The 12,415-nt window shown below is 65.0% G+C and carries 8 protein-coding genes; 3 read left to right on the forward strand and 5 right to left on the reverse strand.

All coding sequences use genetic code 11. The features are described 5' to 3' along the window. The first annotated feature begins 4 nt into the window (after positions 1–4). Positions 5–2,884, forward strand: a complete 2,880-nt coding sequence (locus AB0B14_RS17995; protein ID WP_357523049.1) for a hypothetical protein — start codon at positions 5–7, stop codon at positions 2,882–2,884. Positions 2,885–3,366: 482 nt separating this feature from the next. Further along, positions 3,367–4,254: a DUF5677 domain-containing protein gene (locus AB0B14_RS18000; protein ID WP_357523050.1), complete on the forward strand. Its 888-nt coding sequence runs from the start codon at positions 3,367–3,369 to the stop codon at positions 4,252–4,254. A gap of 97 nt (positions 4,255–4,351) precedes the next feature. Here the strand turns inward: AB0B14_RS18000 and AB0B14_RS18005 are convergent, their stop codons facing one another. The 5 genes from AB0B14_RS18005 to AB0B14_RS18025 all read right to left on the reverse strand — a co-directional run bounded on the left by AB0B14_RS18005 (position 4,352) and on the right by AB0B14_RS18025 (position 11,396). Continuing rightward, positions 4,352–5,059, reverse strand: coding sequence for a hypothetical protein (locus AB0B14_RS18005; RefSeq protein WP_357523051.1), 708 nt, complete (start codon positions 5,057–5,059; stop codon positions 4,352–4,354). A 282-nt stretch (positions 5,060–5,341) separates the two neighbouring features. After that, a complete protein-coding gene (locus AB0B14_RS18010; RefSeq protein WP_357523052.1) occupies positions 5,342–6,451 on the reverse strand; it encodes a hypothetical protein in 1,110 nt (369 codons plus the stop codon). Positions 6,452–6,709: 258 nt separating this feature from the next. Continuing rightward, positions 6,710–6,898: a DUF4177 domain-containing protein gene (locus AB0B14_RS18015; protein ID WP_357523053.1), complete on the reverse strand. Its 189-nt coding sequence runs from the start codon at positions 6,896–6,898 to the stop codon at positions 6,710–6,712. Between the two features lie 764 nt (positions 6,899–7,662). Continuing rightward, positions 7,663–8,586 (reverse strand): DUF2637 domain-containing protein, encoded by a 924-nt coding sequence (locus tag AB0B14_RS18020; RefSeq protein WP_357523054.1) that lies wholly within the window; start codon positions 8,584–8,586, stop codon positions 7,663–7,665. Next, complete coding sequence (locus tag AB0B14_RS18025; RefSeq protein ID WP_357523055.1) at positions 8,583–11,396, reverse strand: BTAD domain-containing putative transcriptional regulator; 2,814 nt, start codon at positions 11,394–11,396, stop codon at positions 8,583–8,585. Before AB0B14_RS18025 ends, AB0B14_RS18020 begins: the two co-directional genes overlap by 4 nt. Positions 11,397–11,677: 281 nt before the next feature. Between AB0B14_RS18025 and AB0B14_RS18030 the strand changes: the two genes are divergently transcribed. After that, positions 11,678–12,346, forward strand: coding sequence for a DUF1524 domain-containing protein (locus AB0B14_RS18030; protein ID WP_357523182.1), 669 nt, complete (start codon positions 11,678–11,680; stop codon positions 12,344–12,346). Positions 12,347–12,415 lie beyond the last annotated feature (69 nt).

Raw genomic sequence — 12,415 nt, forward strand, 5'->3', positions numbered from 1 at the left:
TCGAGTGCCACGCAGCTACACGGATCGAACGCTAAAGCTCCTCTTTGGCACGGCGGCTCACTGCGCGTACCCCGGGTGCGCGAGCCCGATCATCTTCGAGGACCGAGGCCTGCTGACCCCGACGGCGCAGATCGCGCACATCCGGTCCGAGTCGCCCGAAGGGCCGCGCCACGACCCGGCGTATACGGACGTCATCAATGGCTTCGAGAATTTGCTTCTCCTCTGCGGCCTGCATCACCCTCCGGTCGACCAGCATGATTCGGCCTACACGATCGAGGAACTGTTGGAGTGGAAAGAGCAGCAGAAACGCCAAGGTGACCGCTTGGTGCGCGACGCGGACCTCGCGGCGATCGCGCGGCGCATTAACGGTGTTCCGCCAGTCACGTCAGACGCGGTGCTTCGCGGTCCGATCGCCCATCTGGGCGAGGCGGAGCGGCTTCAGCAGGCAGAAGATCGGGTGGCGGAGTCGCCTCTGGAGGCGGCGTCGCTGTTCGCCGAGGTGGCGTCGAAACTCGAGGCCTCGCCGTTCGCCCGGCATGCGATCCTGCTCCGGACCCGCCAGTGCGAGGCGCTCGAATCCGGCGGCGACTTCGAATCTGCTGCCGCCCTGCGCCTCAACCTGGGATGGGTTCTCCACACCTACGGAAACTCGTTCGCCGTGGCCGAGCACATACGCAAGCTGGACAGCAATCGCCAACACCTGACCGAGTCGATCCTCCGGTCAATCAGCGCGCTTTCCTACGTCGCCGCATTCGGTTATGAGCGTTCCGTAGACATCGATGACGTCGCTTCCGCTTTTGATGCGCTCAAGAGCACTGACATGAAATATATCGAATGCGCATTGGTGCTCGCGGAGCAATGCATCGTCTGGCGCCGCGCCGACCTCTTGACCACGCGGATGGACCGCCTGCGCGATGCTGCTCTGACTACCCCTCTCGACGATGATCACCTGACGATCCGTGCGCGCATTCTGATGTGCCTCGCCGAAGTGGCCGACGACTGGAGTCAGCTTGACGGCGCTAAAGGGCACTATCCGCCGAACGCCGTCGCATGGATCGCCGCTCGTCATGCGCGGCATCTGGCGATCAAGGGGCGGACGGGCGAAGCGCTCCGGCGATGGCAAGACGCCATCGACGTGGCGGTCCAGGCCGGACTCAACGACTCCGCCGCGTCCTGGCTCTACGCCTCGGCCTGGGTAGCGAGGCAGAACTTCGGCCCGCAACTGAAGGCGGCGGACACTCACCTGGTCGCACAGGCGCTCAAGGTCGGCGGCAGCGGCTCAGTGCTGCCGGAGCCACAGCCGTACGCCTCACGGGCGACGTCCAACATCCTCGACAAGCGGTGGCCCGACGCCCGGCACAACCTGCACCAGCACCTCTCCTATGCGGTACTGGGCGCCGACTGGCAGGAAGAGTTCCTGGCACACCAGCGGTTCGGTGACCTGTACACGGAAACCGGACAGTGGACCGGGGCGATCAGGCACTACGTTTACGGCAGCTACTGGCGGAAGTTGAAGGCCCTGGTTGGCCGGTTGCCCGACGAGCCGCTCGACTTCCATCCACCGTTGGACGATCAGCCGGCCTGGGAACGCGCGGCGTCCTTCCGCTTCGCGTCGGTGGCCGCCGAGCTCATCCCGGAGGAGACGGCCCGGGAGTGGGCAAGCGCGTCGTATCGCGAGCTCACCACGAAGGAGTTCTCGCGCTCACCCAACAACACGTGGGGGCCCGCCTTTGGAGCGTTCGCCGGAACCTGCGGCGCCGCATCGCTGGAAGAGGCAGAAGGATTCCTGAACCTGACGCAGGACCACCTAATCGAGTCGACGCCCGACTCGTTCTTCGCGTTCTATGAGGAATACATCACGGCAGCGGTTGCCATTGCCGAAAGTCACCCTTCGCTGAGCGCCCGGGTGATCGACGCTCTGTGCGATGCCGTGCTGCTGAACAATCATATTGCCGACTACGCGTCCGACAAAGGAGAGCTTCTCTTCCGTTCGAACCCACCACGCGTTTCGCAGCGCCTGGCGTCAGCGGCCTCAGAGGGGAATCGGTATGCCGCTCTCACGCTCGTGCTCGCCGGTAGCGACGTCGAGCCGGTATTGGCGGTTGCTCGCTCTAGCTTCGAGCGCGACTCGCAGCCCTTCGTGTTCAACCCTAGCGTTACCACCTTCGGCACGGCACTGAAGGAAACCGCCCTGTTGGTGCGGACTCTTGACGACACGGACCGGACTACCTTCACCGATGCAATGCTGGACAGGGTGGCCGAGGTGCGCGACGCCGCCGAAAATCGTTCCGATGCCCTCGGAGCGATTCTGTACCTCGCGCCCACGTTGCCGGCGGTGACGCGGTCCGCGACGTTCGACGCGCTGATGAGCTTCGTCCGGGAGCCGACGGAGAGCTTGGTCGCGTTCGGGATCGACAACGGCCCGTTCGCCCGCTTCAAGGTCACCGGTGGCACGCCGCCGCTGGCGGCTCTCGCCTTGCGCGTCGCGGCCGCCCTCGCGACCACACAGGAGCAGTTCACGCAGGTGCAGGAGCTGGCGATCTCCTTGATGTATGGGGCGCGGGACACCGACTGGCTCCACATCGCGCACGCACTGATCGCTCTCCCAGTGGAGTCCCTCCAGATCGACCTCCCGGTCTTCGCCGCGCATCCCAATAAGGCGCCCCGGGCTTTCGCCGCGCGTGTGTGGGTGCGCGGACCCAGCCAGTGGCCCGACCTAGGCGTCAAGCTGGCGAAGGACCCAGAGCCGGCCGTCAGATATGCGCTAGCCAGCTCTCTGAACGACAGCCCCGAGCACGACGAGGTCCGGCACCTGCTCCAGGCCGACCACCGAAGGCTGATTGCCCGAACCGCAAGAACCCAAGCTGGTCGCCCCAGGGCCTGACGCCACGGGTGAAGCTGACGGTTGGTGCCGGACCTACCTCGCGCCGGCCCGCCGCCGGTCACCTCTCGAAACTATCTAAAACGCTCGGTTTCGTAGCGGGGTGGGTGGGTTCTGACCGCTGACGGTCTGGCCGAGCGCCCAGATAGCGTCTTGATGCTGGCGGGCCAGAGCCTTGATCGCTGACGCATGACCACCTCTGCGGCGGATCGAGGCGGTCGGGCCGCCGGTGGCCGCGTCGCCGTGAGCCTGACGCGATCCGCCACAGGTCAGCGCGAATCGCGGCATGAGCGTGGACGCGATCTTGTGGACAGCTCCACCGACCGTCGTGGCAAAGTAGTGCTTCGGACTGCCGTCTCATAGTGCCGCAAAAGAGAATTTCGCAAGACGGCTCAGTCCGCGCTACCAGGACCCCACCGTCGGTTCGTGGATGGGTCGCGAACGGGCTTCGGTGTGAGCAGGCAGGGGCATGTCATTATTTCTCGGTGGCTGTCAATGAGAACGTCGACGTCGAAGCGCGGGTGGCGGCTGTCGAGGTGTGGATCGCCGCGACGAAACAGGCGCTCATCATCGGCGACCTGACCTGGGATGCAGCCTGGCCCGACCTTCGCCGCATTGCGGTCAACTACATCCTTCGGCGTCAGCTCGAAGCGCTTGACGCCACCGTGGTGCTGGCCAAGGTCGGGCTAGGTCATCTGGCAGTCGGGTTTGTCCGGCCCGCGCTCGATGAGTTGCTTTGGATGCTGTGGGTGAAGGATCTGCCGCAGCAGGACGCCCAGAATTTGCTTATGGCCATGGGGTGGTCCGACGGTATCCGCTCACTGCTCGCCCAACGTGCCTACGTCGGTGACGCTGTGATGCAGGAGCTATGGTACCCGGTAACGTTTCTAGACGCCCAGGAGCAGCAGCTAACTCGTGCCAACGCCGAGCTGGCGAAGATCCGCGAGCAGTTCAATTGGTCGGGGCGCCCGCTGCCTAGCGCGAGATGGGTAGCAAAGCAGACGGGCCATGAGGACCTGTACGACTACTTGCATGCCGCCGCGAGTCGGGCCCTACACTTCTCGATGGGCGAGGTTTTGCGCAACGGTTGGGGCGAGCCAGGCGGAAAGCTGGTCACCCTGCAACCAGAATTTCGCGAGTATCGGACCAACTTCGCGCTTTACCAGTTACCTTTGTTGTTCCTCGAAACCGCGGACGCTTGCCAGAAGTTCTTCGAACATGCGGGAGTTGCAGGACGAGAGGACGAGATCGTAGAGAAGCAGATTCTCGCCGCAGCCCAGGCCCTCGGAAAGTTCGGGCGCGTACCGCTCGTCCACGCTCACGAATGGAACCTGACGCCGTATGGCCCGCTGCGCCATACTGAGAAGCATTGACGAATCCTGAGGTCGCGAAACGCATCAGCCGGGCAGGCCGGCGAGTGGGTGAACACACGCCTCCGAGTCAACGAACGAATGTCGATCAAGCCTGACCTCAGTTCCCGGCCAGCTTGACAGCTCGATCCTTCGGAGTTCGCCAATCTGCGGGAGCCCGATCGTCAGCGATACCCGGATTGGGGGACGGCAGGTGCCGTTCCTCGATTCCCACCACGTAGCGGTGCCACCCCGACTCTGCTTGAAACCTTGCCAACCATAGTTCCCAAACGCCCAATGGTTGGTCAGTATCCCGCCGTGCTCGACCTCGGAACCAGACGTCCGAGATGCCGCGTGGGAGGACAATGTCAGCGATGTGCTCGATTGTTCCGTCGTCATAAGAATCGGACAGCCGGTAGAAGTAGTGGCCACCTTCCTTGTGACCCCGTGCCAAGAGGAAGAGGTGCCGCTCATCGGCTGGTTCGGCCAAGAGTTTGTCGAAGTTCTCGCGGGCCCAGTCCTCCGCAAGCATCTCAGAGCAAACCTGCGCCAGCTCGTTCAAGCGCAAGGGGATCGATCCACCCTCGGTCTGGGGCTGTCCTGCCTTCTTCGCGCGTGCCCATTCACCCATCAGGCTTGTGGCTGGTGGTGAGGTGACCTCAACGATGCCCCGGCGCTCCCGGCCATCGACGTACACCCAAGAACCGTCAGGCTTCTTGTCGCCAGCGCCAGCATCCGCGAGCTTGATGTCGACCCCGAGCACCTGCTCTAAAGCCAGAAATGCGATCTCTTCCTCACGGTTTGCCTTCGCCCCGGCCACGTTGCTCATGGCTTGGAGAGTAGCTGGGGCGGGCACGTGAAGCGATACCGGTGGAACCGGTCGACGATATGTCGCAGGAGCGGGTTCCACGAACCTCGACGTCCGCTCTAGGACGAATTAGATAGGCTGGCACACACTGGACGTGGCAGATCCGGGTATCCGATCATCGCTGGGATGGACACCCGGCTCCAACGATGACACCCGGCCGCTGGCGCGCACGGACGGCGGCAGATGAGGCGGTTCAACTCAATTCCGAGCGGTGTGTTCATGTGTTCAAGCTCCTGCTATCAATTAGTCATTCACCGCAGCGTCGGCGTCGCCCCCAGCACTCTCGTCGCTCGGCTTTGGATTAGCAACTTCTTCGCGAAAAAACTTCATCCGCTGCCTTCTCATATAAAGAGCAGACAACTCCTCTCTGTCGCCTTTCAGTCTAGCTGCTATCTCCTCGGGTGAATCCGGATAGTTCCGCAAGAATTCCAAGTGCACGTCAAAATAGCTGTTCGGCTCAAAAATGGCATAAACGCCGTCCAGCGCGACACGACTCAACGGCATTCCCGTGGTGCGAATCTTCACTCCACACTCAGGTTCATCGAAATCTGCCGGGAAGAAAGAAAGGTAGGCCTCGCAGCATTCCCTCTTTCCTTCTCCTTTTCTGATTATCTGAACCCAGTCATCCACCTGCTTTCTCGCGATGACCTGGAAGAGTGCAGATTGGCCCGAGTAGAGGATCTTCTCGCCGTGAATAGTTGTGGCCGGTTCTTTGACTTCCTCTCCCGTGAAGGGGTGGGTGCCGGCATAGAACTGCACGCTTTGCGAAATCACGCGAGCCGGCTCGTTCCCAAAGTTGAACAGCAGCCCATGCGAAACAAAGAAGGCGTCCCAAGCCCAGTGCGGGGTTGAGTCTGCCGAACCCTCGGTCGACCAGTGATCGAGCTTCACTGATGCAGTCATGGACATGGGGGGTAGGGGGGTTGGCAATGCATAGCTGTTCTCCGCCAATCCAGCATAATCATTTTTCTTGAAAATCACTGCCGAGACGCGAGGCAATGAGGCGTCGATCCTCGCTTTTGCGCCCTCCAGCGCTGAGATTTCCGAGGCTTGAATGGCCGTGGACACCTCTGAGCTCGCTGAATACGCCTGCTCTGAGGCTGCGACGGCTTGGCGTTCCGCAGCTTCAGCCTGACTCGCGGCATGGCGTGCTTGGACTTCAGCAGCCCTGGCGCTTCTTTCGCTAGCCTTCATGCTTCGGCGAGATATTAAGGCTGCCCATACGGAGATAGCCAAGGCAAGGCCAGCGAGGGTAATCGGCAGGACTTCTTCGTGAAAGAGGTTCTGCAGCGTTCGCAAGGCATTTTTTATTTCGCCGGGAAGGGTAATGGCCAGCATGGCTCCCAACTGCATCTTCTAACCATAGGGGAAATGCCAGGTTAACGTCCAGAGCCGAGTAGAGAGCAAGGCCGAGCCCTATCCTGATCTTGTGCCCTCAACGTACTCTCATCGGCAGTTCAGGATGCCGGGCCCACGGGACGCCGAACACCGAGCGTGACGGCTCCTCCTACCTGCGCTCACGGACGGCGGCAGATCCGGATGCCATCGGACAACTTTGTCTGCCTGAAGCGGACGCTTGCAGACGCTTGTGACTACGACCGACGTGGACGGCTAGTTGCGCCTCAGCGTCACAAACACGCCGTGATAGGTCTGTGCGTTGGTCCCTGGAACTAACGACACGAATTCCCACCCTTCGCGAGAATAACCATTGATAGTTTCAGTTGCAAGCGGTATGTCCTGAACTTCCCCATCGGTCCAGCTCATGTTCACGTGAATCCAGATGACCTTGTACTCGGGCATTCGTCAATTATTTCGCATTGCTGGTGCGGCATCATCCGCGGTGCGGTCGCCGCGATGAACCGATCGGATGGCAACCGCTCATCGGCAGATCCGCGCACCCCGCACCCGGGTCGCTTCATAGTCATTTGCACGAAGGATGAACGGGCTCCGGAGGGCTACCGCCGGCACCACTGGCGGTCAAGATCCACGAGTAGTGCCGGTTCTCATGAACATCTCGGCACGCGGTGACAGCAAGGTGTCGCCAAAAGTCGCGAACATCTGGCGCCCAATCTCGCGAACGAAGCCACACGGCTCTGTTCGAGGGTGGAGCGTCGCCGCTCACGTTTGGTATGTGCCACTGCGGGGCGTCGCCTCGAGTGGCGGCGTCGGCGGCGCGGAGCAGGGCAACGGCGAGGCCGCGAGCGTGCTCCGGGTTAAGACTTAGTTGTAGGACGCCCTCGGCCGGAACGCTGAACTCGACGTAGGGCCTTCCAGGTCGGCGGGATCGGTGCCGATCCAACTCGGGGCCCCTGTCCAAACGCGACGCGCACGTGTGCCTCAATCAGGAGGCACGCCGGGTCATAGACCTGCACGGTGTCCTCCACGCCTCGGTGTAAGAGTGACCGGGGCGAGAAAGGGTCGGCGTCGTCGTGGCGGCACTCCGTACACCAGGGCGGGCAGTGCTGCTGGTGCGGTGGCCGGGCGGCGCGGGCCGCTCGGGCAGGCTCGCTCACCTACGGCCTCCTCGCGCGTCTGATCGTGTGCGGTGAGCTGGCGATGGCACGTTATACCTTTGCGGTGAAGCGGGAGCCGTTGACCGAACGCGCCTCCTGGCGCAGGGTGGCGAGGAGTTCCGACACGGCGCTGTTGCGGATCGAATGACCGTTCTGGCGTATGCGGCGTGCGAGGGCATCTCGGCTGACGGTCTGGCCTTCGCGGATCAGCGCGTCGCGGGCGTCGCGGGCGGCAGGCAGCAGCGGTACGAGATCCGGGGCAAGATCCACATCGGCGTCGTCCGCGTCGTCGGACGAGTCGTCATCGTGAGATTCCGTGCCGAGGTCGTGACCAGTCTCATTGGTATTTGATTCGTGATCGACCGCCGGGCGTTCGGCGGTGTCAGGAGCCTCATCGAGACGCGACCTATCGACGTCCACATCGACAACGACGTCGACGGGAGGACGCTCGGACAGCGGTCTCCGATCGGGTGGCGGGAATTCGCCGGTGCCGGGCGGGGGCTCGACAGGCGCCGCTGCGGTGCGCTCGGCCGGTGACGGTGCCGCTGCTGCCTCGGCTAGCACGGCGCGCGGATTGCGTTCGGCTTCGCGGCGGCGGGCGGCGAGTTCCACGAGCGATACCGACGCGACGATGATCAGCCCGTCCACCGAGAGCGGTAGGAGATAGGGCACGGTGCCGGTCTCGCCGTATCGGGCGACGACTCCGACCATGTGGTGATAGCTGATCCACGCGGCGATGGCGGCGATAGCCGAGGCGGCGACGACCCGGATGACGCCGAGTGAACGCCGGTGCACGGGTACCCGGGTTACCAGCTCGACGGTGATCAGCAATGCCAACGGTGGCCACGCCGCGATGGCCTGGGAGATCGGGTTTGCTTGCGCGTGCAGGATGTTCGCGGTGACCGAGGCGGCCACGCCGAGTGCCAGCGTCGCCCGCACGGCCCATTGCATCCGCTGGAGCTGGGTGTCGTTCATGGCCGTCCTCCGCTGGCCGGGGCGATGGGTCGGAGCTGCCGTTCGGCGACGCGGCGGGTGGCATGGGACGGTTCGACATCGCCGAGGTCCGCCAGGCGTTCCTCCAATCGGCGCAGGGTGCGCCGCACGGCGTCGGGCCGTTGCTGCCGGCCGTGGATGCGCATGATCCGCTGGTACAGCTCCTCGTTGACCGGGTCGAGGTCGGCGGCGCGTTCGAGGGCGGCGATGGCCTGGTCGGGATGGTCGGGTTCGAGGATCTCGGCGATGCGGGCGTAGACGGTGAGGACCTGATGGCGGTAGCGGGTGGCGTAGTCGGTGGCCCAGGTGTGGTCGTGGCCTTCGGCGAAGTCACCCCCGTACAGCTCGGTTGCCCGGCGCAGCGCGGCGAGCACCGTCGCCTCGTCGTCGGTGGTGGTGGCCTGTTCGATGGCGGTGAGCATCTGCCAGAGGTCCACGGTGACGGTCTCGGGGTCGAGCTGGTACCGGCTGGTGGCGGGGTCGTAGACGATGAACATGGGCTCTTCGTGGCCGGTGGCGGTGCGTAGCACCCGCCGGGCGGAGGTGATGTCCGTTCGGACGCGTTTGACGGCGGCAGTCGGGTCGGTGTCGGGGTGCAGGTCGGCGGCGAGCTGATCGAGGGTGCGGCCGGCGGGGTGGGCGGCGAGGACGGCGAGCGCGGTGTAGGAGCCGCTGCGCATTCCGGTGGCGATCGGACCGGCGTCGGTGGCGACGGTGACCGGGCCGAGCACCCGAAGGCGGACCAGGGCCGCCGCGTCTTCGGGCTGGACCGGTACCGCCTCGTTCGTCTCGACGGTCACCGCGGACGGCGAGATCTCGGCGGGCGGGTCGTCGACGTCGGCGCCGGCCTCGGGGCGGGCTATCGCGTCGGTGAGCATGGAGAGGATGGCGGCGAGGTCATCCGCGCCGAGGGTGGACAGCCGGGTCACCGAGTGCGGTTCGTCGCCGGTGGCGGTGCCCTCGGCGCTGATCTCGACGGTGGGGATGCCGTCGTGCGGGCCGAGGATGACGAGGTGCAGGTCCAGGGCGGCGCGGTGGGTGGCGACGGCCTGGAGGCGGGCGGCGTGCCGGGGGCTGGACTCGATGAGAAGCACGTACGGCGGTTGCGTCTCGGCGTGGTCGGTGCGGGCGTTGAGGTCGGTGATGGTCTCGGCGTCGAAGGTGTCCAGCAGCCGGCGTCGGCCGATCATCTCCTCTTCGGCGTGGGTGACCGCCGCTGCGATGTCGGCGAGCACGATGAGGCGTTCCCCGTCGTAGGCGGTGCCGTCGGGGTCCAGCCCTATCAGCGGGGCACCCGGGGGGAGGAGTTGGGCGAGGAGGTCTGCCGTGGTGATTACTACCGGGCGGGTGGTGACGTTGTCCGTGACGCCGGTGGTCAGGGCAGCGGCGAGGACGGCGCGGGCTGCTGGGATGGCGTTGTCTCCCTTGAGGGCGAGGCCAGGACCGGGCAGGTGAAACAGGCTTACCTCGTTGCCCTCCATGTCGAGGCCGACCGGAGCCGGCACGGCGGGGCTGGTCCGGCGGTGGTCACCGACGGCGGGGCTGGTCCGGCGGTGGTCACCGACGGCGGTGCTGAGGTCGCGGCTGCCGATGGTCTCGACGTGGCTGAGAGACGGCGGTGTCGGGGTGGGTTGCGGCGCAGAGCTGACGGGTGTCGGGAAATTCAGCCGGGCGTGGCGGCGACGGTAGAGACGGAGCAGGACGGCTACTGCGGCGATGGCGGCGGCCAAGCCGAGGCTGATCCAGCCCTGCGTCGACAGTGCGATCCCAGCCTCGTCCCCTGGTTGATCGGGGGGCGATTCGGAGGCGGACGGCGCGCCGTCGGCAGGGACGCTCGGCGTGGTCGGTGCGGGGGTGGGCGGCCTCGGCGTACTCGCTGTCGGGGTGTCGGGGGCCGGTATGGCGCTGGCTGGTGGTACCGGCGATGCGGTCGGCGCGGTGTCGGTGGCCCCGGGTGTCGTGACGTCAGGGCGGTCAGTGGTGGAGGTGGCTGAATCAGGTAATGCAGGTGCTGGCGTGATTTCACGGGCGGGGAGCGCGAGTGTCCATCCGACGTGGATCTCGTCGGGGTCGGTGAGGGCGTAGCCGTTGGCCTGCTTGTGCCCGCGGTTGAGTGTGTAGATCTCCCGCCAGCGGTTCGGGTCACCGAGATGCTTCGCGGCGAGATCCCACAAGGTGTCTGCGGCGACGACTCGGCACGTCTCACCCGGGCCGACGCGAGCCACGTTGGCGCCGGCTTCCTGACGAAGGGCCGGCGGCGTCGCGGATCGGACGGAGGCGGTCAGGGCCGGTGGCGTTTTCAGGGTTTCTGCGCGTGGCACTCGTAATGTGGGTGCCAGCGGGGCTTCCAAGGTGTCGAGGGTGAGTCGCCTCTCGGTTACCGACGAGGGGGCGTCTGGTGGCGGCTCGGCGTCCATCGCGGTGGTGCTGTCGGCGGCAGCGGGCAAAGCGGCCACGGTGGTGACGGCTGTGCTGCCGAGCAGAACCGCCGTGAGCGTTTGCAGTGGCCGAGGTAAGTGCAGCACGACGTGCCAGCGCAGGCGGTCGGCAAGGTACTGGTGGGTGTGATCCGCGATAGCAGTGACTAGGAGCAGCCACAGCAGCCAGGCCCCGACTTGCCCCAGCAAAGCGAGGAAGTCGGCGCTCAATGGCTGGCTCAGCCACACGCGCAACTGGTCCGCCGACACCACCCCGGGGTCGATCCAGCCGGCCCGGTAGAGCACCACCGGCGGTGCCAGCGCGAGCACGAAGGTTCCGGCGCGCATGAGCACTGCTGAGGTCAGTCTCGCCATGGCGTGTCTCCCTCCCGGAGTGCGCAAGGGGTCGGTGAGACAGACCGTAGGAGCTGGAATCGGTGTTGATACCGATGCCGGTGCTAACAGCACCTCACACGGCCTTACGCGGCCTTACACCCGCAGGTCACGGCCTTGCCGTTCCTCCGTGCCTCCCGACGCGGGGGAGTGAGGTGACGATGCGGATTTGTTGCCGCTTCCTCCTCTCTTCACAAACACGCACTTCGATGGACATGATCGCGGTAGACGATTGCCGTCTACCCGATGTCGAGGAGGCCGCTATGCGGACACGACTCTCTGCCCGCTCCCCCGGCGCTGTGCATGCCGTCGCGGCTGCCGCCGTAGTCGTCGCAAGCGCTGGCCTCGTCGGCGTCAGCGTGCAGCCGGCGTCCGCCACGCCTCCGGGCATTCCATCGAAGGCGACGGCACAATCGCAGCTCAATGCGTTGACCGTGGCCACAGAGGGCTCGACCAGCGGCTACTCTCGGGACCTGTTCCCGCACTGGATCACCATTAGCGGCAGCTGCAACACCCGTGAGCAGGTCCTCAAACGCGACGGCACCTCGGTGGTCGTCGACAGCTCCTGCGCGGCCACCTCAGGCCGCTGGTACAGCCCGTACGATGGAGCGACCTGGTCGGCTGCCTCCGACGTCGACATCGACCACGTTGTGCCCCTCGCGGAGGCTTGGCGCTCCGGCGCCAACTCCTGGACCACCAGCCGCCGGCAGAGCTTCGCCAATGACCTGAGCCGCCCACAGTTGATCGCGGTGACGGACAACGTCAACCAGTCCAAGGGTGACCAGGACCCGTCCACGTGGCAGCCGTCGTTGTCGTCGTACCGATGCACGTACAGCAAGATGTGGATCACGGTGAAGTACAACTGGGGCCTGAGACTGCAGTCGTCGGAGAAGTCCGCGCTACAGGCCATGCTCAACACCTGCAGCTCCTGACCTCAACGTCGGCCAGCGGCGGCATCACACGGGATGCCGCCGCTGGCCGGATGCGTCGTTAGAACTCGT

It is taken from the genome of Micromonospora sp. NPDC049171, assembly GCF_040648275.1.
In the GTDB taxonomy this organism is placed as follows: Bacteria; Actinomycetota; Actinomycetes; order Mycobacteriales; family Micromonosporaceae; genus Micromonospora.

Coding starts and splice junctions, on each gene's coding strand:
- AB0B14_RS18005 (WP_357523051.1), bottom strand. CDS start 5,059: ATGAGCAACGTGGCCGGGGCGAAGGCAAACCGTGAGGAAGAGATCGCA.
- AB0B14_RS18010 (WP_357523052.1), bottom strand. CDS start 6,451: ATGCAGTTGGGAGCCATGCTGGCCATTACCCTTCCCGGCGAAATAAAA.
- AB0B14_RS18015 (WP_357523053.1), bottom strand. CDS start 6,898: ATGCCCGAGTACAAGGTCATCTGGATTCACGTGAACATGAGCTGGACC.
- AB0B14_RS18020 (WP_357523054.1), bottom strand. CDS start 8,586: ATGAACGACACCCAGCTCCAGCGGATGCAATGGGCCGTGCGGGCGACG.
- AB0B14_RS18025 (WP_357523055.1), bottom strand. CDS start 11,396: ATGGCGAGACTGACCTCAGCAGTGCTCATGCGCGCCGGAACCTTCGTG.
- AB0B14_RS18030 (WP_357523182.1), top strand. CDS start 11,678: ATGCGGACACGACTCTCTGCCCGCTCCCCCGGCGCTGTGCATGCCGTC.